Below are 22,422 nucleotides of genomic sequence, written 5' to 3' on the forward strand. Positions count from 1 at the left end.
TCGTTTCCCCACCAGGTGGGCGCCCGTGCGCCGCGGTGGGCGTCAGCGGGCGTGGCTCAAGGTCAGGCCCCCGAGGCGAGCGCCAGGTAAACGGCGGCGAAATCCGTGACGGCGATCAGTTCCGCGAGCGTTTCGAGGTCGCCGCCCTCCTCGGGTTCGAGCTCGCTGATGGCGGTGTCGTGGCTGAGGGCCAGCTCGCGGGCGGCGGGCGCGGCGGTGAGGCCGCCGGCCGGGCGGTCGCGCAGGAGCACCACGCGCGCGTGCAGGACCTGCTGCTCCTCGACACGGTCGCGGAAGAAGTCGTCGGGGTCGGCGGCCGCGGCCAGCGCGCCCGAGAGCAGGACGCTGTGGGCGGCGAGCGCCTCGGGGAGTTCCGCGGCGAGCGCGGGGCGGCCGGCCAGTTCCGCCAGCGCGGCGGTGAAACGGCGGCCCGCGGGACCCGCGGAGGTGCCCTCCGTCCAGATCACCGGGAGTGCTTCGGCCAGATCGGCGGCGAGCGTCTTGGCGGGGTTGCCGTAGGTCGCGATGGCCGGACCGCAGCGTTCGGCCACGCGGTCGAGGCGGTCGGCGACCTTCTGCAGCGCCTCGGGCGGGGCCGAGACCAGGCCGGTGCGGTCCAGCAGGGCCAGGAGCGGGGTGAGCAGCGCCCACAGGACGCCGGGGGCGGAGGCCGCGAGGGGTGAGTTCGGCTCGTACGGGGCGGTCGCCATCGGTACGAACAGGCCGTGCGTGCCCTCCACGGCTTCCGCGATCGGGGTACCGGTGGGGGCCACGGCGACGACGGAGCTGCCGCGCCGGTACGCCTGCTCGACCAGGAGTTCGAGTCCTGGTTCGGCGCCGTCCGGGGTGGCGATCAGCACGAGGTCCACCGGGCCGGCCCAGCCGGGCAGCTCCCAACGCAGGGCGCCTCCCGCGGGGGCGACGCCGGTGGGGGTGAGCCGGGTGACGGGGCAGCTGGCCCCGGCGAGCGTGCCGAGCAGTTCGGCCACTCCGGTGGCCGCCAGCCCGGGGCCGGCGATCAGGACCGCGCGGGGGCGGCCGTCCGGCTTCAGGTCCGGGATCCCGGCCTCCGTGGCGTGCCGGACCGCGGTACGCACGCGGGCGCCGGCCTCGGCGGCGCCTCGGAGCAGCTCACGACGGTCGGCGCGGGCGAGCGCCTCTGGGTCGTCGAGCAGCGAGTCGTCGAGCATGGGTCGGCAGCCTCCCGATCGCCGGTGTGTCGCCTGTGTCGCTGTGGTGCGGGGTGGGCGCCCGGGTGGTGGCGGCGCCCGGTGGCTCGCTCACACGGGGCGGCGGGCCTCGTCGACGAGCAGTACGGGGATGCCGTCCCGGACGGGGTAGGCGAGGCCGCAGTCCTGCCCCGTGCAGACCAGCTCGCTCTCCTGCTCCTTGAGCGGGGCGTGGCAGGCCGGGCAGGCGAGGATCTCCAGGAGGCCGGCTTCGAGCGGCATGGGGTGTCCTTTCGAACAGGTGGATGCGGCCTGGTCAGAGTACCGCTGTGGGGGGCCGGGTGCCGGAGTTAGGTGACCGGGGGCTTCGTCGTCCTGCGCCTGGGGCTCCGCCCTGGACCCGGCCGGTCTACTGGACCCGGCCGGTCTTTGCTCGGCCCCGGCGGGGGCTCCGCCCCCTGGACCCCCGCATCGCCCGAAGGGCTCGTCCTCAAACGCCGGACGGGCTGATGGTGCGGGCCCGCGCTGGATGGTTCCGCACCGTCTGGAGGGACGGATCCGCGGTGGATGGTTCCGGACCACCCGAAGGCACCCGCCTCCGCCGGATGGTTCCGGGGTGGGCCGGGAATGTTCGTGTCCGGGGTTTCAGGGCGCGGGGGGCTGTGCGGCCGGCCCCCCGCCGCCGTCCGGGCCGGGTTCAGCCTCGGATGAGGTCCAGTACCTCGTCGCGGACCTTCGCCACGGTGGCCTCGTCCCTGGCCTCGGCGTTGAGGCGGAGGAGGGGCTCGGTGTTGGAGGGGCGGACGTTGAACCACCAGTCGTCCGCGGTCACGGTCAGCCCGTCGAGTTCGTCGATGGTGACGCCGTCGCGGCCCTGGTAGGTGTCCCTGATCGCGGTGAGGCGGGCCGTCTGGTCGTCGACGGTGGAGTTGATCTCACCGGAGGCGGCGTAGCGGTCGTACGCGGCGACGAGCTCGGAGAGCGGGCCGTCCTGGCCGCCGAGCGCGGCGAGGACGTGGAGGGCGGCCAGCATGCCCGTGTCGGCGTTCCAGAAGTCGCGGAAGTAGTAGTGCGCGGAGTGCTCGCCGCCGAAGATCGCACCGGTGCGGGCCATCTCGGCCTTGATGAAGGAGTGGCCGACACGGGTGCGGACCGGCGTGCCGCCCTGCTCGCGGACCACCTCCGGGACCGACCAGGAGGTGATCAGGTTGTGGATGACCGTACCGCCGCCGTGCTTGGCGAGTTCGCGGGAGGCCACCAGCGCGGTGACGGCGGACGGGGAGACCGGATCGCCGTGCTCGTCGACGACGAAGCAGCGGTCCGCGTCGCCGTCGAAGGCGATGCCGATGTCGGCGCCCTCGTCACGGACGCGCCGCTGGAGGTCCACGATGTTCGCCGGGTCCAGCGGGTTCGCCTCGTGGTTCGGGAACGTGCCGTCCAGCTCGAAGTACATCGGGACGAGGTCCAGGGGCAGGCCGGCGAAGACGGTCGGGACGGTGTGCCCGCCCATGCCGTTGCCCGCGTCGACGACGACCTTCAGGGGGCGGATGGAGGTCAGGTCGACGAGCGAGCGCAGGTATCCCGCGTAGTCCTCCAGCGTGTCGCGCTGCGTGATCGTGCCCGGAGTGGCGTCCGACACCAGGGCGCCCGAGTCGAGCCAGGACTCGACGAGTTCGCGGATCTCGGAGAGGCCGGTGTCCTGGCCGACGGGGGACGCGCCCGCGCGGCACATCTTGATGCCGTTGTACTTCGCGGGGTTGTGCGAGGCCGTGAACATGGCGCCGGGCAGGTCGAACGCGCCCGACGCGTAGTACAGCTGGTCCGTCGAGCAGAGCCCGATCTCGGTCACGTCGACCCCGCGTGCCGCCGCCCCGCGCGCGAAGGCCCGCGACAGGCCGGGCGACGAAGGCCGCATGTCGTGCCCGATCACGATGGCTTCCGCTCCGGTCACCTGGACGAAGGCGGCCCCGAACAGCTCGGCCAGCGACTCGTCCCACTGGTCCGGGACCACCCCGCGTACGTCGTACGCCTTCACGAGCTGCGACAGATCAGCAGTCACGGCCAACCCTCCAGAAGTCCACTTCGGTCACCCCAAGCTACCCGTCCGTGCTGACAGTCCGCTGTGCGGCCGCTGATCGGACGCGCATCCGTCACCTGGGAAGCCCCACTCGTCACCCAGGGGCGACGCACGGACCAGGTCCCGTCAGGGCAGCATCCAGCCGAGGACGGGCGAGCTCTGCCCCAGCACGATCAGGCACATGATCAGCAGCAGCCCCGCGCTCCACGGCAGCACCTTGCGCAGCAGATCCCCCTCGCGGCCGGCGAGCCCGACCGCCGCGCACGCGATGGTCAGGTTCTGCGGCGAGATCATCTTGCCGAGGACGCCTCCCGAACTGTTGGCGGCGGCGAGCAGTTCGGGAGAGAGCCCCGACTCCTGGGCCGCGCTCACCTGGAGGGCGCCGAACAGGGCGTTCGCCGAGGTGTCGGAGCCGGTGACGGCCACGCCGAACCAGCCGAGGACGGGCGACAGGAAGGCGAGGCCCGCGCCCGCCGCCGCCACGAACTGGCCGATCGTGGCGGCCTGCCCCGACAGGTTCATCACGTAGGCGAGGGCCAGCACGGACGTGACGGTGAGGATCGCGAACCTCAACTCACGGACAGTGGCGACCCATTCCTCGACCGCCACGCGCGCGTGCACGCCGAGAACGGCGGCCGTGCACAGCCCGGCGAGCAGCACGAGGGTGCCGCCGGTCGCGACGACCGGGAGCGTGAAGACGTTGCCGCCGACCGGTTTGCCGTCCGGGTTCACGACGTTCAGGAAGGGCCAGTCGAACACCCTTGTGGCTCCCGCCAGCCAGTCCTTGACCGGCGGGATCTGGGCGACCGAGAAGACGATGACGATGAGGGCGTACGGGGCGTAGGCGCGCACGACTTCGGGGCGCGGGTCCTCCTCGTCCAGGTCCTCACTGCGTACGCCGGTCAGTACCGCGACGCGTACGGGCTCGGGGGCGGGCCGGCGAGCCCGCGGCAGGGCGACCAGGGCCGCGGCACCCGCCAAGGCCGCGGCGATGTCGGCCAGTTGGGCGGAGACGTAGTTGGAGGCGGCGAACTGGGCGAGGGCGAAGGCGACTCCGCACGCCAGGGCGGGCGCCCAGGCCTCCCGCAGCCCGCGCCGCCCGTCGACCAGCGCCACCAGCAGCAGGGGGACCACGAGGGCCAGCAGGGGCGTCTGACGGCCCACCACGGAGGCGACCGAGTCCAGGGGCAGGCCGGTGACTTGGGCGAGGGTGACGACCGGTGTGCCCATCGCGCCGAAGGCGACCGGCGCCGTGTTGGCGACGAGTGCCACCACGGCCGCGCGCACCGGGTCGAAGCCGAGCGCGACCAGCATCACGGAGCAGATCGCGACGGGTGCGCCGAAGCCCGCGAGCGCCTCCAGGAGCGCGCCGAAGCAGAAGGCGACGACGAGTGCCTGGACGCGCGGGTCGTCGGAGAGGCGCCCGAAGGAGCGTCGCAGGATGTCGAAGTGCCGGGTGCGGACCGTCATCCGGTACACCCACAGGGCGTTGACGACGATCCACAGGATGGGGAAGAGGCCGAAAATGACCCCCTGGGCGGCGCTGGACAGTGTCTGGCCGACCGGCATGCCGTACGCGAACAGGGCGACCAGGGCGGCGGCGAGGAGACCGAGGAGGGCGGCCAGGTGCGCCTTCATGCGGACGCCGCCGAGCAGCACGAGGACGATGAGCAGGGGCAGGGCCGCGACGAGGGCGGACAGGCCGAGCGAGCCGGCGACGGGTTCCACTTCCTGGACGTACACGGGCGCTTCCCCGGGTTCGGCCGCACGGGAGATTCCGCGATGCGGAAAGCGATGTCTCACGGGTGCCGAAATGGTCGTGTCCGCGACAACCAGCCGTCAATGGGCGTGCACCACCCTGTGACATCGGGGCGCGGGAGGGACGGGCGCTGGACGCGTCGGGCCGCGGAGCGCGGGAAGTGGACGGCGGGAGCGCCCAGTTGTCCGGTGAGCCCGGAACGCGGGAAGTCGAGGGAGAGCGCGCTCAGTTGTCCGGTGAGCGCAGCACCCGCAGGTGGCCGCGGCGGGCGACCTCCATCGGGTCCGCCGACCGCGCGCTGCCGCCGGCCTCGGCGGCGCGCTGCTGCGGACGGGCCGCCTCACGCACCGCGTTGGCGAGCGCCTCGAGGTCGTCACCGCTGGGGCGGGAGGGGGCCGAGGCGTCGGCGAGCCGGACGACCTCCCAGCCGCGGGGCGCGGTGAGGCGCTCGGAGTGCTCGGCGCACAGGTCGTAGCAGTGGGGTTCGGCGTAGGTGGCGAGCGGGCCGAGGACCGCGGTCGAGTCGGCGTAGACGTACGTCAGCGTCGCGACGGCCGGACGGCCGCAAGCGGTTCGCGAACAGCGACGTACAGGGCTCACGACGTTGGACGGTACCGCACTCTTGAGCGGGCCGCGACGACTCTCCCCCAGGTCACCCCACCGTGTCATGCCGTGAGACCGCCCACGGGGGCCTCCGGGTCCCCCTCGCCGACCTGGGACGACCTCCGCCACCGGAAGGCCGAACGGACCTGAATCCGGTCGCCACTTGGCACAAATCATGTCAATTGCCATGTGTCTGGCGGTCCTGGAGAGATACGGAATCGAGCCCAAGCTTGGCCGGAATGGTCATCCAGCGACATCCGGAACGCGCACAGGGCCCCGCCGCGGGGCCGCGGGCGGCCGCGTGGGGGCCGGGCGCGCGGTCGTCGCGGGGACTACGCTTCGTCAGTGATGGACACCCCTGTACCGCCCCGCGCCGCAGCACCCGGGCCCCGCCGCCGTGATCGCCACGGAAGGGGCATGCGCGGCCCCGTCGCACCACCCCAGGTGCCGCTGGCCGCGAGCCGCGCCGAGGTCTTCGCGGACCTCGTGCAGGACTCCGTGGAGCGTCTGGAGCGGCGCTGGCCGCAGCTCGCCGACATCGACTTCATGGTCCTGGAGGTACCGCGCCTGGACGGCCCCAGCGAGAGCTGGAACGACGAGGCGGTGCCGCTGGGCGGCACGATCGCGGCGCACGAGGGCCATCCCGCGCGCGTGGTCGTCTACCGCCGCCCGGTCGAGATCCGCACCAAGGGCCGCGACGAGCGAGCCGCGCTGGTCCACGAGGTCGTCGTGGAGCAGGTCGCGGAACTGCTGGGTCTGACTCCGGAGACGGTGGACCCGCGGTACGGCGAGGAGTGAGGATCCACCGCGTCCGCTCGGGACCCGGTGGATCACCCGTACGGGATCACTCGTACGTGATCAGCTCTTGAGCAGTACCGACAGGTCCTGGTCCGCCTCCGGGACCGCCACCGTCCCGTGGTCGTCCGGGAGCGTCTGGATCGTGAAGCCCGGTACGCCCTCCTGGGTGGAGGCGAGCGTCCGCGAGGCGTAGACGGGACCTCCGGAGACCGACTCGACGGTCAGGGCGTACGTCCCCCGCAGACCGCTCGGCGCGGGGGCGTCGACGTCCTGGGTCGTACCGCCCTTGATCGTGTACGTCTTCGTCGCCGGGGTGCCGCCCTCGCTGCCCGCGGACGCGGTGACCTTGACCTGGGCGGTTCCGCCGGGCGCGGACAGGGCGAGTGTGGTGCCCTTGGCGCTGTTGTCGGCGACCGTCGCGCGCGCGGCGACCGGAGCCGTGGCCGGGATGAACGCCGACTCCTGCTTGTCTCCCTTGCCGCGCACCACCCGCAGGGCGGCGACGACCGGCACCGGGGTGCTGCCGGTGGGGGTGAGCACCAGGGAGCCCGCCTCGCCGCGGGTGACGTCGCCGAGGTCGACCGCGGTGGTCATGCCGGACTTGATGTGGAGCGTCTCGTTGCCGGCGGGGGTGATCAGGCCCGAGGGCGAGGCGAGCCGCACCTTCAGGTCGGCGTCCTGGTCGCCGGGCGCGAAGGCGACCAGCCGCACGGAGGTGGCGTCCTTCGGGATGCCCGGCATGACGAGGCTGCCCGCCGGGTCGGTGGAGGCGCCCAGCCAGTCGCCGCCGGTGCGGTCGTCCAGGGCCTGGACCGCCGCGCCGACACGGCCGCTGCGGACGGTCACATGGACCGTGAGGTCGGTCTGCGGCGCGCCGGTGAGCGTGCTCAGCAGGATCGGCTCGCCGGCGTGCGGCTGGACCGTGATGCCGTCGCCCACCGTGGACTTGAGGGTGCCGTCCTTGCCGTACAGCTCGATGTCGACGACGGCGGCCGAGTCGTCCGGGTTGGTCAGGTGCACGTAGTCGGTGCGGCTGTCCGCGGTGCTGGCGCCCGGGAACCAGAACTCGGTGTCCGGAGCCGTGCAGGCGGTGCCGAGCAGGCCCCGTCCGGTGCCCGCGGCGACCTCGGTGGTCTCCTGGACGGTCCAGCCGGGCGCGAACCTGCCCTCGGCGGTGCCGACCAGCGCGGGTCCCTCGGCGCCCGAGCTGTCGCCGGTGGCCGGCTTGCCGGGCGCCTTGGGCTCCACGGCGGGCTTGGAGGCCTTCTTGCCGGTCTTCTTGCCGCTCGGGGAATCCGGCGACTCCTCGGTCGCGGGCTGCAGTCCGGCCTTGCCGCCGTCGCTCGTGCCCTGGGTGACGGGCGTGAACGACGTGTACGCCGTCTCCGCGAGGTCGGACGTGCTGGGCTGGGGACACAGCAGGCGGCTGCGCTCCACGGGCCGCTGGACGGCCGCGCCCGTGGTGCCGGCGCCGGAGGCGGCGGGCGTGTTGAGCGAGGCGAATCCGGTGACGGCGGCGAGCGCGGCCGCGCCGGCGATCAGGGACAGGGTGGTGCGGTTCACTGCTGGCTCCCGTCGGGGCGCTCACTGTCGGTGCCGTGCGGCGGCTGCGGGGGCATCGGGGGCTGCTGCGGGTCGTACGCCGTCTCGTAGCCCTGCTGGTACGTCTGGTCGTACGACGTCGTGTTCCCGTACCCGTACGGGTCGTACTGGCCGGTCTGGTACGGGTCCGCCTGGTACGGGTCCGCTTGGTACGGCTGTTCGTAGGTGCCCGCCGGGTACTGCTGCGCGCCCTGGTACTGCTCGCCGGCGTAGGAGCCGTAGTCGGCGCCCGCGTAGTCGGGCGCGTCCCATTCGGCGTACGTCTGCTGGTGCGGGACCGCGGCGGGACCGTGCTCCGGCTCCTCCTCCGCGGGCTGATGGAAGTCCGCGTCCTGGTCCGTCCGGGCCTCCGCCTCGGCCTCCGCCTCCGCCTCGGCCTGGGCGCGCAGGCGGCGGGCGCGGCGGCCCTCGCCCGTGACGTCCTGGGCGGGCAGGACCGGCTCCTCGGGAAGGTCGTCGTCGATGTCGCGGCGCCGACCGGGCAGGGCGAGGACCACGAGGACGACGGCGAGCGCGCCCTGTGCCCACAGCCAGCCGGTGTGGCTCAGCGGGGCGTCGAAGGCGACGTCCAGCCTGCCGCCGTTCGCGGGCAGTTCGAAGCCCTGTGCCCAGCCGTCGACCGTGGTGCGGGTCAGCGGCTTTCCGTCCAGGGTCGCCGTCCAGCCGGCGTCCGCCGTGTCGGCGAGGCGCAGGACGCGGCCCTCGGAGCCGGCGGGGACGGTGGTGTGCAGCTCTACGGGTCCGGCGGCGATGGCCAGCGGCTCACCACCGGACCTGGGGGCGATCGAGGCGCGCGAGACCTGGCGATCCAGACGCCACAGCGCGCTTCCGTCCTGCTGGCTGAGCCGGGACAGACCCGGCGTGGCGTCCAGGACGCGGCTCACCTCGCGGGGCGCGCCCTTGCGGACCAGGACGTAACGCACGGCGAATCCGCCGAGCTGGTCGGCCTGGTCGGCGCCGGAGCCCGCGACGAGGTTGGCGACGACCTTGTCGAGCCTCTCGTTCTCGCCGCCCGAGGCCGCGAGTTCGCCGTCGCCCATGCGCGCGCCGGAGCCGCGCACGAGGGTGTAGCCGACGCGGGCGCCGGTGTCGCTGTCGAGCACCAGGGTGCGGGCCTGGTCGCGGGTGCCGCTCTCCTCGGCGACGAACGCCGGCACCTGCACCGGGTCGCGGCGCTCCACGGGACCGTCGGCGCCGCCGATGATCCACCCGACGGCCACGAGCAGCGGGCCCGCGACGGAGGCGAACGCGATGAGCGCGGCGACCGGCTGACGCCAGCCGAAGCTCTGCTCGGCCACGCGGGTGCGTGCCCCGTCGGCGCCGAGCACGGCGGCGGTGAGCACCGCGAGACCGTAGACCAGGGTGGCGGGGCCGGCCCACGCCGACTTGTTGGACAGCACGGCGAAGACGAGCGCCACCAGGGCGACGGCCCAGGCGGTCCAGACCGCGCGCTGCCGGTCACCGCGCAACAGGGCGGCCAGCCCGGCGAGCACGATGCCGATGAGCATCAGTCCGCTGACCGTGCCGGGACCGCCGGGGCTGGCGCCGAGCAGGTCGAGTGCGGAGGCCGCGCTCTCGCCGTAGGGCAGGCCGGCCTCCTTGAAGAAACCGAACGGAAGCAGCGTCAGCGACCAGGGGGCGAGGACCAGCAGCGGGGTGCCGAGCTGGGCCAGGAACCGCGGCCCGTACGTGGTGAGCTCCCTGCGGCGCACGGCGAGGAGCGCGATCCCGAGGACCAGCGCGATGGGCCACACGATCGGTGTGAACGCCGTGGTGAACGTCAGCAGCAGGGCGTACGCCCAGGTGGCGCGCCAGCTGCCGCGCGCGCCGGAGGCGTGCGCGAGCCCGCTCGCCGCGACGCCCGCGCGGGCGATGAGCGGCAGCAGGATCGCGAGGAAGGCGGTGCCGACGCGGCCGCCCGCGAGCGCGCCGGCGGCGGCGGGCAGGAACGCGTACACCACGGACGCCCAGGCACGCAGCAGGCGCGACTCGACGAGCGGGCGGGAGGCGAAGTACGCGGCGAAGCCGGCCAGCGGCACGGAGGCCACCATGAGCACGGTGACCGCGAGTCCGGTGGAGCCGAGGAGCAGCGAGGACAGCAGCGCGACGATCGCGAGGTAGGGCGGCGCGGACTCGGTGCCGCCGGCTCCCACCGGGTGCCAGCCGTCGAGGTAGCGCGACCAGAGCTCGGAGGCGTCGGCGGGCGCGGGCAGCAGCGCGCCGCCCGCGAGCGCCCCGCCGCCGAGGAGGCCGCGGCAGGCGAGCAGGGAGACGAACAGCAGCACCAGGAAGAGCATCGGGCCGGGGTTGCGGGCGATGCGCTTGAGGCGGGCGAACTGCTCGATCTCGAGGAAGTCGGCGTCGTCGCCGCCGGGCCCGGACTCGACGGCGCCGCCGTGCCGGCCGGCGCCGGAGGTGGCCTCGGGGTCGTCGCTGCCCATGAGGCTGCCCGCGGCCTGCTCGACGGTGGCCCGCACGGTCGCGCCCGGGGGCGGGAACAGCGCGCGCAACTCGCCCTTGTCGACCTGGGGGCTGCCTCGCCTGCGGCGGCCCGCGAGGATCCGCTCGGGCCTCAGCAGGGTTCCGAGCAGACCGCGGATCTCGTCGACGGCCTGTCCGGGGACCTTGCCGACGAGGTAGGCGAGGGTGCGCAGCAGGGTGCCGAGGACGAGCCGGATCAGGATCCAGGGGAGCTGTGCCGTCCGGGCGTTGACGAGGAGGGTGTAGACGGCGCCCGCCTTGTCGACCTTGTGCGGGGAGGCGGAGGTGCGCCCCACGCAGTCGACGGTGCGGCGCTCGCGGGAGGCCGCCTCGGCGTGCCGGACGACCGCCTCGGGGGCGACCAGGACGCGGTGTCCCGCGGACTGGGCGCGCCAGCACAGGTCGATGTCGTCACGCATCAGGGGCAGACGCCGGTCGAAGCCGCCGAGCTCCTCGAAGACATCACGGCGGATCAGCATGCCGGCGGTGGACACGGCGAGCACGGGGTGGACGTGGTCGTGCTGGCCCTGGTCCTGCTCGCGTCGGTCCAGACCGGTCCAGCGGCGGCCGGAGTTGGCGATGGTGACGCCGACCTCCAGGAGGGCGCGCCGGTCGTACCAGCCGCGGAGCTTGGGGCCCACGACGGCGACTTCCTTGCCGAGCTCCCGCTCGTTCTCCACGACGCGGAGCATGTGGGCGAGGGCGTCGGGCTCGGGGGCGCAGTCGTCGTGCAGCAGCCAGAGCCACTGCTCGGGTTCGCCGTGCGGAAGATCCGGCATGTCGTACGCGTCGTCGCGCCAGCTGCGGGTGACGGGGTCCCAGCCGCTGGGGCGCTTCAGGTAGGGCAGGTCGTCCGGGGTGAGCACACCGGCCCCGCGGATGGCCTCCTCGACGGCCTGGCCGAAGCCGGTCCGGCGGGCAAGGTGCAGCACCCGGTCGGCGCCGAGCGCGTCGGTGAGCAGCTGGGCGGAGTCGTCCGCGCTGCCGGTGTCGGCCGCCACCGCGTTCTGCACGGGGCGCTCCTGGCCGAGCAGGCCGGCGAGCGCGTCGGGCAGCCAGCGGGCGCCGTCGTGGGAGACGAGCACCGCGGTCACCACGTGGCGCGGGAACTCAGGAGCGGCAGCGTCTTGTTGGGCTGCCGTATGGCTGTGCACGGACATCGAGGTACGGGCCCCGGTTCGATGGACTGCGGTGGACGCCTGTGTCCGGCGGGGACAGCTGGACGTCTCGGACGAGGGCCCACACTAACGGCTGGGCAACACGGCGGCCCGCCGCCTGTGGATAACCCACCTGCGACGGGCCGTTCCTTACGTGTCGGTACGGAGAGGTGTGCGCCGTTCGGTCGGACGGCGGTCCGCTTCGTGCGATGTCGTGCGCGGTCAGACGGCGGCCTTCTTCAGGCGGCGCCGCTCGCGCTCGGACAGACCGCCCCAGATGCCGAACCGCTCGTCGTTGGCGAGCGCGTATTCAAGGCACTCGGAGCGGACCTCACAGGCGAGACAGACCTTCTTGGCCTCGCGGGTGGAGCCGCCCTTCTCGGGGAAGAAGGACTCGGGGTCGGTCTGGGCGCACAGCGCGCGCTCCTGCCAGCCGAGTTCCTCGTCCGCGTCGTCGACCAGCAGTTGCTGCACCAGCTCGGTCATGTGCGCCCCTCGTCTGTCTTTCGCGTCCCCGTGATGCTGTCGTTACCGTTTTCGGCTGAACGACACGAGTGAAATTACAAGTGTGCCGATCCGGGCCAGTCAAGCCGAGATCTGCTATTGGGCCCCTTATTCACTCTGCGGAACCAAGGCTATGCGGAAAGTGTTCAAATCGGCATAAACCATGACAGCCTCAAGGGTCCGACCGGACCTCCGACCCGCTACAGGGAAGGACGTCCAGAAGTTCGATCTCGTTCCGACGCGCACCCCGAAGCGAACCGGATCACATTTGGATCACAGGATCGCGCCGAGGTTTGCGCGCCCGGTTGTGCGCCATGTGTCCGGGGCGGCTCCTGAGCAAACCTTTCGCCTTACAGATGAACCGGATGAGGTGAAACATCTCCCACATACCGGACAGGAAGTTGACAGTCCGGGTGTGAACCGGTGTGCTAGTGGGCATGCTCGCGAACTTGGCACGCACCTCGACCCGCACCGCCGGGTCGCAGGGTGCTGCCCTCGCTCGCCGCAGCTGTTGTCGCTGTTCCAGCTGTTGAGCCTCACCGCGCTCCGGCTGCCTCGCCGCCACTGAGGCGAATCCCCGCCCCCTTCAAGGGCGAACGCCCGCACCAGGGCACCTCTCCCCGTCCGCGACCCGGACGCAACGGCCCTCCCCACGTTCTCGGCTTCGCCCGAACAGTGGGGTCCCCCGCACTCTCCGCCGAGGAAACCACCGCATCCATGAACAGCGACAGCGACCTCCAGATCGCCGGCGACATCCTCGAAGTCCCGCACCTGCTCCAGCCGCCGCGCGAGCACCCCGCCACCGTGGCCGACTTCGTCGGCCTCGCCCGCGCCGTCTCCGCCGACCGCTCCCGGTGGGAACACCTCGTCCAGTACGACGCGACCTCGCGCTGGTACCACCGGCTGCACACCGGGCCCGGCTACGAGGTGTGGCTCCTCTCCTGGGTGCCCGGACAGGGCAGCGGGCTGCACGACCACGGCGCCTCCTCCGGCGTACTCACCGTCCTGGACGGCGTGTTGACGGAGCGCACCGACCGCGGCACGCGCGCGTTGGGCGCGGGCGCGCAGCGGGTCTTCGCGCCCGGGTACGCCCACGAGGTCGTCAACGACTCCCTCGAACCGGCCGTGAGTCTGCACGTCTACTACCCGGGTCTCACCGAGATGCCGATGCATGGGGCGCGGTGCGCCGTCGCCGAGGTCCAGTAACCGACTCACACCTTGTCGTAGCCGCCTGCGAGACTGAGCACCATGCGCATTGTGGTTCTGGCAGGCGGCATCGGTGGTGCCCGGTTCCTTCGTGGTCTCCAGCAGGCCGCGCCGGACGCGGACATCACCGTCATCGGCAACACCGGCGACGACATCCACCTCTTCGGGCTGAAGGTCTGCCCGGACCTCGACACCGTGATGTACACCCTCGGCGGCGGCATCAACGAGGAGCAGGGCTGGGGTCGGACCGACGAGACCTTCCACCTCAAGGAGGAGCTCGCGGCGTACGGGGTCGGGCCCGAGTGGTTCGGGCTCGGCGACCGCGACTTCGCGACGCACATCGTGCGGACGCAGATGCTGAGCGCGGGCTATCCGCTCAGCGCGGTCACGGAGGCCCTGTGCGACCGGTGGAAGCCGGGTGTCCGGCTGATCCCCATGTCCGACGACCGCGTCGAGACCCATGTCGCCGTCACGCTGCCGGACAGCGGCGAGCGCAAGGTGATCCACTTCCAGGAGTACTGGGTGCGGCTGCGCGCCTCCGTGGCGGCCGAGGCCGTCGTGCCCGTCGGCGCCGAGCAGGCCAAGCCCGCCCCCGGGGTCCTGGAGGCCATCGCGGAGGCGGACGTGATCCTCTTCCCGCCGTCCAACCCGGTCGTGTCCGTCGGCACCATCCTCGCCGTGCCCGGCATCCGGGAGGCCATCGCCGACGCGGGCGTGCCCGTGGTGGGCCTGTCCCCCATCGTCGGCGACGCGCCCGTGCGGGGCATGGCCGACAAGGTGCTCGCGGCGGTCGGCGTGGAATCGACCGCGGCGGCGGTGGCCGAGCACTACGGCTCGGGGCTCCTGGACGGCTGGCTCGTCGACACCGTGGACGCGGCCACCGTGGAGCGCGTGGAGACCGCCGGTATCCGCTGCCGTGCCGTACCGCTGATGATGTCCGACCTCGACGCCGCCGCGCGGATGGCCCGCGAGGCACTGACGCTGGCGGAGGAGGTGCGGGGCGCTTGAGCGGCGGACCGGTCGAGGACGAGGGAGCCACGGGCGACGTGAGGCCGACGGACGACAGGGGCCGTACGGGTGGCACGGGCGGTACGGGCCCGGAAGCCGCCCTGGGCTACCGGGTCTGGGCGCTGCCCGGCCTTCCCGAAGTACAGCGGGGCGACGATCTCGCCAAGATCATCGCGGGGGCCGAGCCGGGGCTGGCCGACGGGGATGTCCTGCTCGTCACCTCGAAGATCGTGTCCAAGGCCGAGGGGCGCCTGGTGGAGGCCTCCGACCGGGAGGCGGCCATCGACGCCGAGACGGTACGGGTCGTGGCGCGCCGCGGGGCGCTCCGGATCGTCGAGAACCGGCAGGGGCTCGTGATGGCCGCCGCCGGGGTCGACGCCTCCAACACGCCGGCCGGGACCGTCCTGTTGCTGCCCGAGGACCCCGACGCGTCCGCCCGGACGCTCCGGGACGGCCTGCGGGACATCCTCGGGGTGGACGTCGGCGTCGTGATCACCGACACCTTCGGGCGCCCCTGGCGCACCGGGCTCACCGACGTCGCCATCGGCGCCGCGGGCGTACGGGTCCTGGACGATCTGCGCGGCGGCACCGACGCGCACGGCAATCCGCTGAGCGCGACCGTCGTCGCCACCGCCGACGAACTCGCCGGCGCCGGTGACCTGGTCAAGGGCAAGGCCTCCGGGCTGCCGGTCGCCGTCGTGCGCGGGCTGCCCCAGGTGGTGGCCGAGGACGACGGCGCGGGCACGCGCGCGATGGTGCGGGGCGCCCGCGACGACATGTTCCGGCTGGGCACGTCCGAGGCCGTACGGGAGGCGGTGACCCAGCGGCGTACCGTACGGGCCTTCACCGACGAGCCGGTCGATCCGGGCGCCGTACGGCGCGCCGTCGCCGCCGCGGTGACCGCGCCCGCGCCGCATCACACCACGCCCTGGCGGTTCGTGCTGCTGGAGTCCGCGCGGTCGCGGACACGGCTGCTCGACGCCATGCGGGACGCGTGGATCGAGGATCTGCGCGGGGACGCGAAGAGCGAGGAGTCGATCGCCAAGCGGGTGCGGCGCGGCGACGTGCTGCGCAACGCGCCCTACCTGGTGGTGCCGTGCCTGGTGACGGACGGGTCCCACACTTACGGCGACCCGCGCCGTGACGCCGCGGAGCGTGAGATGTTCGTCGTCGCCATGGGAGCGGGTGTGCAGAACTTCCTCGTCGCGCTCGCCGGGGAGCGGCTGGGCTCCGCGTGGGTGTCCTCGACGATGTTCTGCCGCGACGTCGTACGGGACGTGCTGGCCCTGCCGGACGACTGGGACCCGATGGGGGCCGTCGCCGTCGGGCACGCGGCCGAGGCGCCCAGGGCGCGGCCCGAGCGGGACGCCGGGGCGTTCGTCGAGGTGCGCTGACCGGACGGCGGTGCGATGCCCGGGACCGCGGCGCCGGGGGACATGGGGCGACTCGTGGGTCCACGGCGCCGGGAGCGCCTACCCTCGTAGGGCGACCCGAGCACCCCTAGGACCTCTTCCGTGGCTGGACGATTCACCCCCCGGCCGACGCGTACGACCGTGCGCGGCGGACACGTCGACGTGCCCGCGGGCCATGGCGGCATACCGCGACAGTCGGCCGGGCCCGGACTCGGACGGACCTGGACACCGCCCGGTCCGCTCGATCTCGGTCTCGTGCTCGGCCCGCTGCGCCGGGGGCCGGGCGATCCGACCTTCCGCGCGGCGTCGGACGGGTCCGTGTGGCGGGCCAGCAGGACGCCCGCGGGGGCCGGGACGCTGCGGGTCGCGGTGCGGGCCGGGGTGGTGCGGGCCGAGGCGTGGGGGCCGGGGGCCCGGTGGCTGCTCGAACAGCTGCCCGACATGCTCGGCGCGTCGGACGATCCCGGCGCCTTCGAGCCTCGGCACCGGCTGGTCGCGTCGGCGCGGCACCGGCGGCCGGGGTTGCGGCTGACCCGTACCGGGCTGGTACTGGAGTCGCTCATTCCGTCCGTTCTGGAGCAGAAGGTCACGACGGACGAGGCCTATCGGGCGTGGCGGTTGCTCGTACGGAAGTTCGGGGAGCCGGCGCCGGGGCCCTCGCCGGAGCGGATGTACGTCATGCCGGCGCCCCGGACCTGGGCCCTGATCCCCTCCTGGGAGTGGCATCGGGCCGGGGTCGACAACAAGCGGGCCTCGACGATCCTGCGGGCCGTGCGGGTGGCGGCACGGCTGGAGGAAGCGATGGGCATGGAGGCGGAGGCGGCGCAGGCTCGGCTGGAGCTGGTGTCCGGGATCGGGCCGTGGACCTCGGCGGAGACCGTGCAGCGCAGTCATGGGGCGGCGGACGCGGTGACAGTCGGGGATCTTCACCTGCCGGGGATCGTGGGGTACGCGTTGGCGGGGGACCGGGATGCGGACGATGCGGTGATGCTGGCGTTGTTGGAGCCGTACGCGGGGCAGCGGCATCGGGCGGCTCGGTTGATTCTGTTGTCGGGGCGGGGGGCCGCGGAGGCTCGCGGATGCCGCGGGGGGATATCGGGCGGTTGTGATTCCGGGGTGCGTGGGGTGGCGGGGCCGGATGTTCCTCGCCCCCGCCGCCCCTACCCGTCCTGTCCCCGGGGCTCCGCCCCGGACTCCTGGGGGCTGCGCCCCTGGACCCCCCGCATCGCCCGAAGGGCTCGTCCTCAAACGCCGGACGGGCTGAGGGTGCCGGCCCGCACTGGAGATGCGGGCCCGCGCCGGATGGTTACTGGTCCGAGGAGAAGCGGAGTGCTCCCGCTGGGATGTGCGCCTCGCACCAGATGCGTACGCCCTCGCGGAGTTCGTTGTCGGGGCCGATCACCGCGCCGTCGCCGACGACCGTGCCGGACAGGACGGTGCGTTCGCCGATGCGGGCGTGGGCTCCGACGAGGGAGTCGGTGATGACGGCGCCGGATTCGACGACGGCGCCGGACAGGATGGTGCTGCCCGTGACGCGCGCGCCCTCCCCGACGTGCGCGCCCTCACCCACGACCGTGCCGCCGGTCAGCTTGGCGTCCGGGGCGACCCGGGCCGTGGGCAGGACCAGACGGTCGCCGCAGCGGCCGGGGACGGCCGGCGAGGGGGCACGGCCGAGGACCAGGTCCGCGGAGCCCCGTACGAAGGCCTGAGGGGTGCCCAGATCCAGCCAGTAGGTCGAGTCCACCATGCCCTGCAGGTGGGCCCCGGTGGCCAGCAGCTCCGGGAAGGTCTCCCGTTCCACCGAGACCGGGCGGCCGGCGGGGATCGAGTCGATGACGGAGCGGCGGAAGACGTACGCCCCCGCGTTGATCTGGTCGGTGACGATCTCCGCGGGCGTCTGGGGCTTCTCCAGGAAGGCCGTCACCCGGCCCGAGGGGTCCGTCGGGACCAGGCCGTACGCCCGGGGGTCCTCGACCCGGGTCAGGTGCAGGGACACGTCCGCGCCCGTCGACTCGTGCGTCGCCACCAGCGCCTGGATGTCCAGCCCCGTCAGGATGTCACCGTTGAAGATCAGGACCGGCTCGTCCGGGCCCGAGTGGAGGCGCGCGGCGACGTTGCGGATCGCGCCGCCCGTGCCGAGGGGCTCCTCCTCGGTGACGTACTCGATGTGGAGACCCAGCGCCGAGCCGTCACCGAAGTACGGCTCGAAGACCTCGGCCAGGTAGGAGGTCGCGAGGACGATGTGCTCGACGCCCGCCGCTCTCGCCCGCGCCAGCTGGTGCGTGAGGAAGGGCACCCCGGCCGCCGGAACCATCGGCTTGGGGGTGTTCACCGTGAGCGGGCGCAGCCGGGTGCCTCTGCCACCGACCAGGAGGATCGCTTCTGTCACCTGTCGTCTCTGCTTCCTGCCGGGACCGGCCGAAGGGTGTTCCGGCCGGTCAGTGTATGCAGTCCGTTCGATGGCGCCTTCGACAGCGGTGGGTGTCCTCGATGGCCGGGGCCGATCACCCGGCCGGACAGCCGGGTCCGTCGGACGTGGGGCTCCGCGATGGCCTCCAGCCCTCTCAGCGGCCCTGGTACCGGGCCGCGGTCGTCCGGGCCGAGCCGAGTTTGCCGTACAGGAGCCGTCCCGGGCACTCCGTGGCGAACCCGTCCCGATGGCCGGAGATCACGTTGAGTCGTACGTTCTTGCCCTTTCGGTAGAGATTGCCACCGGCGGACTTCAGGTATGTCTTGCCGCGCGGATTGACTCCGTAGAGACCGAGCTTCCATGCCGCGAGCCGCGCGACGGCTCTCAGCGCGGCAGCGGCCGGCCTCGTGTCGGCGAAGGTGCCGAGGACGGCGATCCCCATGGTGTCGCTGTTGAAGCCGAGGGTGTGGGCGCCCATGACGGGCTTGGCCACGCCCCCGGCCCGGCCTTCGTAGATGTTTCCGCACTTGTCGACGAGGAAGTTGTAGCCGATGTCACGCCAGCCGCTGCTCTTGACGTGGTAGCGGTAGATACTGCGGATGACCGAAGAGGCCTGCGAGCAGCGGTAGTTGTTGCCGGATGCCGTGTGGTGCACGAAGGCGGCCTTCACCTTTTTGGTGTACACGAGACCGCGCTCGCGCAGCCTCTCGTTCGCGCCCCAGCCGCGCCGGGTGACGATGCGCGGGCGCGCGCCGATGTACGGCTTCGCGCGCGGTTCGCCCGGGTGGGCGGCGAGGTACTCGCGCTCGGTACGGGCCTTGGAGAGTGCCGGGATCGCGGTGGCGCCGAGCGGCGCGAGCGCGGCGTTCGCGGCGGTCGCTTCGTGGGCGGCGGACGTGGTGGCCGCGGCGGCGTCCAGGGCGGTGGTCGCGGAGTCCGTCCCGGCCTTCGACCCGGCGGAGCGGCCGCCCGCGGTCGACGCCCCCCGCGACGAGGGCTCCTCGTCGGGGTCGACGAGTTCGAGGTGCATGCCCCTGGGGAGGGGTGACTCTCCGGGTGCGGTCGAGCGTTCGTCCACCTCCGCCTGGACGCGCACCTCGACGCCGTCGGAGTCCCCGACCCACAGCGGCGCCGTGGAGCCGCGCACCCGGCCCGAGGTGCTCTCGGCGCTGTCGGGGTCGGCGCCGTGTTCGTGGTTGTGCGTCTCGATGTCCTGCCAGCCGGTCCAGTGGCGGGTGCCGAAGGCGCGGGTACGGACCTGGACGCGGCCGCGCAGTTCGGTGTCGGGGTCGTCCCAGATGACGCCGACGAGCGAGAACGACCGTACGGCCCGTCTGACGACCCCCTGTTCGGGCGCGGCCGATCCGAGGGCCCGGCCGTCGCCGAGCGGGACGAGCCGGAGGGATTGGGTGCTGCCCGGGACGGCGGGCTCGGTCGTCGCCGCCTGGGGTCCGGCCTGTGCCGGGGCGGACAGGGCCAGCGGAAGGGCGAGAGCGGCCGCGCAGGTGACGCCGACCGAGGAAGCAAGGAATCCACGCATGCCCCTGATCGTGGACATAGGCATACATATCTGTCCATTGGGGATGTGACGGACCGTCTGCTGCGCTCGGCCGAACCGGTGGCACGGCCGGTCCGTCCCGCGCGCGGGGTCCGCGTACGCTTCTGCGCGTGAACGCCATCGATCGCACCCCTGCCGACCTGCTGCGATCCGCGCTCGCCGCGGACCCCGCACGCCCGCTGGTGACCTTCTACGACGACGCCACGGGTGAACGTGTCGAATTGTCCGTGGCCACCTTCGCCAATTGGGTGGCCAAGACCGCCAACCTGCTCCAGGGCGAGCTGTCCGCCGAGCCCGGCGACCGGCTGGCGCTGCTGCTGCCCGCGCACTGGCAGACGGCGGTGTGGCTGCTGGCGTGTTCGTCGGTGGGAGTGGTCGCGGACGTGGGCGGCGACCCCGCCGCGGCCGGCTTCGTGGTCAGCGGGCCGGACACGCTGGAGGCGGCCCGCGCCTGCTCCGGGGAGCGGATCGCGCTCGCGCTGCGGCCGCTCGGCGGGCGCTTCCCGCAGGCGCCGGCGGGCTTCGCCGACTACGCGGTGGAGGTGCCGAGTCAGGGGGACCGGTTCGTGCCGTACGCGGTGGTGGACCCGGAGGAGCCGGCGCTGATCGTCGCCGGGGCGGAGTACACGGGGGCCGAGGTCGTGGAGCGGGCCCGGTCCGGCGCGCCCTCGCTCGGGCTGACGGGGCCCGGCTCGCGGATTCTGTCGGGGCTCGCGTACGACACCTGGGAGGGACTGAGCGCGGGGCTGTACGCGCCGCTGTCGACCGGTGCGTCCGTGGTGTTGTGCCGGCACCTCGAGCTGTTGGGTGAGGAAGGGCTGGCGAAGCGGGTGGAGAGTGAACGGGTGACCGCGACGGTTCGCTAGCGCGGGGCGGTATGGGGGTACGGGCTGGGGCGGGCTCTCGGGTGCGGGTCGTCCGTGGCCGGGCGCGCAGTTCCCCGCGCCCCTTACGGGGCACGCCCTGTACGGGCTGCTGGAGGCCTGCCAAGGGCTTGGTTCCGGGTGGGGGGCGTCGCCCGTTCGGGCTATCAGCGGCCTGCCTCGGGGGGCCGGGCGGGCCATGGTCGTAGGAACACCGCGGCACGACACGCCCGTACGCCAGGAGGGGGTTCCCCGACGTGACCCACAGCGCAGGGCCGGGAGCGGGGGCGTCGGCCACCGGTACCGGGCTCGCCCGGCGGCGTCGGCGGTTGTGGGTGCGCAACACGTCCTTGGGGCTCAGCGTCTTCCTGCTGGCCGCGAGCGGGACCGGCTGGGCGATGTACGAGAAGCTGAACGGGAACATCACGTCGGACGACGACGCTGCCGCCGAGCTCGCCCGGTACGAGAAAGAGCGGCCCACGGCGCTCGTGCGGGGCGCGCAGAACATCCTGCTGATCGGATCGGACTCGCGCTCGGGGAAGGGGAACCGGAAGTACGGCCGCGACTCCGGGACCGAGCGCTCCGACACCACGATCCTGCTGCACCTGGCCGCGAACCGGCACAGCGCAACCGCCGTCTCGCTGCCCCGCGACCTCATGGTGCACCTGCCGGACTGCCGCCGTCCGGACGGCACCCGCAGCAGGCCGGTGTTCGCGGCGTTCAACTCGGCCTTCGAGGTGGGCGGTTCGGCCTGCACGATCCGGACCGTCGAGAAGCTCACGGACATCCGCGTCGACCACCACATGGTCGTCGACTTCCACGGCTTCAAGGACATGGTCGACGCGGTGGACGGTGTCCAGGTCTGCCTGAAGCAGCCCATCGACGACAAGGACGCCAAACTGCGGCTGCCCGCGGGCGAGGTGACGCTCAACGGCGAACAGGCCCTCGGCTACGTGCGCGCCCGCAAGACCATCGGCAACGGCAGCGACACCGACCGGATGGACCGCCAACAGCGGTTCCTGGGCGCGCTCGTCAACAAGGTGCGCAGCAACGACGTCCTGCTGAATCCGGCGAAGCTCTATCCCGTTCTCGACGCGGCCACCTCCTCGCTCACCACGGACCCCGCCCTGGCGAGCCTGCGCGGGCTGTACCAGCTGGTCCGCGGCATGCGCGACATTCCCGTGGAACAGGTGCAATTCCTGACGGTGCCCCGGGCGTCGTACGCCTACAACGCCAATCGCGACCAACTCGTCGAGCCCGAGGCGGCCCAGCTCTTCGCGCGGCTGCGTTCGGACACACCGGTGGCGGTCGCCAAGGGTGTTCCGAAGGGGGCCCCCGCGGACGTTCCGGAGGATTCTGGAGCGAAGAGCGGAAATGCGGCAAAGGGCCGTCCGAACCCCGCGAGGAACTCGTTCGAGAGGGGCGGCAAAGTCGCGTACGAGTTCGCATTCGACTACGAAGAGCAGTCGGATGACGACGCGAAGTGGCCGGTCGAACAGGCTCTCTCCCCCGCCGGCACCCCTCCCCCCGCGCCGACTTTCCGGGGAAACACGGCGGCCGAGGACGCCTGCGGGTAAAGCGTGCGCCAAGGACGGGAACTGCTGAGCTAAGAAGTCCCCGAGAAATAAGGCGGATTGCCCAGTTGTAGGCAAGTGGAATTCGTCACCGTCGTCGCTCGACACTGACCTGGGCAGATAGTGTGAGCGATCCGGTGCACCCGGCCACGAGGTCTGTCCTGGCGGTCGCGCACTGTTGGACCGAGAGACCCGAGCGCCTTGAGGGGGAAGGGCGCCGCGTGGCCCCGACGGAGGATTC

Annotated in this window: 16 protein-coding genes and 1 pseudogene; 7 read left to right on the forward strand and 10 right to left on the reverse strand. The window is 72.9% G+C overall.

Annotation, left to right across the window (positions count from 1 at the left end; translation table 11 throughout):
• Window positions 1-62: 62 nt before the first annotated feature.
• The 5 genes from HEP85_RS16545 to HEP85_RS16565 all read right to left on the reverse strand — a co-directional run bounded on the left by HEP85_RS16545 (window position 63) and on the right by HEP85_RS16565 (window position 5,605).
• Window positions 63-1,190 (reverse strand): SIS domain-containing protein, encoded by a 1,128-nt coding sequence (locus HEP85_RS16545; protein ID WP_329288171.1) that lies wholly within the window; start codon window positions 1,188-1,190, stop codon window positions 63-65.
• A gap of 90 nt (window positions 1,191-1,280) precedes the next feature.
• The gene (locus tag HEP85_RS16550) at window positions 1,281-1,451 is read right to left on the reverse strand and encodes a Trm112 family protein (protein WP_168528430.1); all 171 of its coding nucleotides are present in this window, start codon (window positions 1,449-1,451) and stop codon (window positions 1,281-1,283) included.
• Window positions 1,452-1,866: 415 nt separating this feature from the next.
• Window positions 1,867-3,228, reverse strand: coding sequence for a phosphomannomutase/phosphoglucomutase (locus HEP85_RS16555; RefSeq protein ID WP_168528431.1), 1,362 nt, complete (start codon window positions 3,226-3,228; stop codon window positions 1,867-1,869).
• 144 nt (window positions 3,229-3,372) lie between these two features.
• Window positions 3,373-4,989 carry an L-lactate permease gene (locus tag HEP85_RS16560; RefSeq protein ID WP_168528432.1) on the reverse strand — a complete coding sequence of 539 codons (1,617 nt, stop codon included), beginning with the start codon at window positions 4,987-4,989 and terminating at the stop codon, window positions 3,373-3,375.
• 241 nt (window positions 4,990-5,230) lie between these two features.
• Window positions 5,231-5,605, reverse strand: coding sequence for a DUF3499 domain-containing protein (locus HEP85_RS16565; RefSeq protein ID WP_211117995.1), 375 nt, complete (start codon window positions 5,603-5,605; stop codon window positions 5,231-5,233).
• A gap of 351 nt (window positions 5,606-5,956) precedes the next feature.
• On the opposite strand from HEP85_RS16565, the gene HEP85_RS16570 reads away from it, so the two are divergent.
• Window positions 5,957-6,406, forward strand: coding sequence for a metallopeptidase family protein (locus HEP85_RS16570; protein WP_211118225.1), 450 nt, complete (start codon window positions 5,957-5,959; stop codon window positions 6,404-6,406).
• Between the two features lie 60 nt (window positions 6,407-6,466).
• Here HEP85_RS16570 and HEP85_RS16575 read toward each other — a convergent pair whose 3' ends face one another.
• The 3 genes from HEP85_RS16575 to HEP85_RS16585 all read right to left on the reverse strand — a co-directional run bounded on the left by HEP85_RS16575 (window position 6,467) and on the right by HEP85_RS16585 (window position 12,132).
• Window positions 6,467-7,969 (reverse strand): DUF5719 family protein, encoded by a 1,503-nt coding sequence (locus HEP85_RS16575; RefSeq protein ID WP_168528434.1) that lies wholly within the window; start codon window positions 7,967-7,969, stop codon window positions 6,467-6,469.
• Window positions 7,966-11,649, reverse strand: a complete 3,684-nt coding sequence (locus tag HEP85_RS16580) for a glycosyltransferase (RefSeq protein ID WP_369657739.1) — start codon at window positions 11,647-11,649, stop codon at window positions 7,966-7,968. The genes HEP85_RS16575 and HEP85_RS16580 overlap by 4 nt, the downstream gene beginning before the upstream one ends.
• 219 nt (window positions 11,650-11,868) lie before the next feature.
• Window positions 11,869-12,132 carry a WhiB family transcriptional regulator gene (locus tag HEP85_RS16585; RefSeq protein WP_003975777.1) on the reverse strand — a complete coding sequence of 88 codons (264 nt, stop codon included), beginning with the start codon at window positions 12,130-12,132 and terminating at the stop codon, window positions 11,869-11,871.
• Window positions 12,133-12,867: 735 nt separating this feature from the next.
• Between HEP85_RS16585 and HEP85_RS16590 the strand changes: the two genes are divergently transcribed.
• From HEP85_RS16590 to HEP85_RS16605, 4 genes and pseudogenes are all read left to right on the forward strand, one after another.
• Window positions 12,868-13,356: a cysteine dioxygenase family protein gene (locus HEP85_RS16590; RefSeq protein WP_168528435.1), complete on the forward strand. Its 489-nt coding sequence runs from the start codon at window positions 12,868-12,870 to the stop codon at window positions 13,354-13,356.
• Window positions 13,357-13,398: 42 nt separating this feature from the next.
• Window positions 13,399-14,364 carry a 2-phospho-L-lactate transferase gene (gene cofD, locus HEP85_RS16595; protein ID WP_168528436.1) on the forward strand — a complete coding sequence of 322 codons (966 nt, stop codon included), beginning with the start codon at window positions 13,399-13,401 and terminating at the stop codon, window positions 14,362-14,364.
• Between the two features lie 101 nt (window positions 14,365-14,465).
• Window positions 14,466-15,758 carry a coenzyme F420-0:L-glutamate ligase gene (locus HEP85_RS16600; RefSeq protein WP_168533693.1) on the forward strand — a complete coding sequence of 431 codons (1,293 nt, stop codon included), beginning with the start codon at window positions 14,466-14,468 and terminating at the stop codon, window positions 15,756-15,758.
• 120 nt (window positions 15,759-15,878) lie between these two features.
• Window positions 15,879-16,885: pseudogene (locus HEP85_RS16605) on the forward strand (DNA-3-methyladenine glycosylase).
• 197 nt (window positions 16,886-17,082) lie between these two features.
• On the opposite strand, the gene HEP85_RS16610 reads toward HEP85_RS16605, so the two are convergent.
• Together HEP85_RS16610 and HEP85_RS16615 are read right to left on the reverse strand one after the other, a co-directional pair.
• A complete protein-coding gene (locus HEP85_RS16610) occupies window positions 17,083-18,165 on the reverse strand; it encodes a sugar phosphate nucleotidyltransferase (protein ID WP_168528438.1) in 1,083 nt (360 codons plus the stop codon).
• A gap of 175 nt (window positions 18,166-18,340) precedes the next feature.
• A complete protein-coding gene (locus HEP85_RS16615) occupies window positions 18,341-19,726 on the reverse strand; it encodes a peptidoglycan recognition protein (protein WP_248001957.1) in 1,386 nt (461 codons plus the stop codon).
• 128 nt (window positions 19,727-19,854) lie between these two features.
• On the opposite strand from HEP85_RS16615, the gene HEP85_RS16620 reads away from it, so the two are divergent.
• On the forward strand, window positions 19,855-20,610 hold the full coding sequence (locus HEP85_RS16620) for a TIGR03089 family protein (protein WP_329288179.1): 756 nt from the start codon (window positions 19,855-19,857) through the stop codon (window positions 20,608-20,610).
• A 254-nt stretch (window positions 20,611-20,864) separates the two neighbouring features.
• Window positions 20,865-22,184 (forward strand): LCP family protein, encoded by a 1,320-nt coding sequence (locus HEP85_RS16625; RefSeq protein WP_168528440.1) that lies wholly within the window; start codon window positions 20,865-20,867, stop codon window positions 22,182-22,184.
• Window positions 22,185-22,422 lie beyond the last annotated feature (238 nt).

It is taken from the genome of Streptomyces sp. RPA4-2 (assembly GCF_012273515.2).
GTDB classification, from domain to species: Bacteria; Actinomycetota; Actinomycetes; order Streptomycetales; family Streptomycetaceae; genus Streptomyces; species Streptomyces kaempferi.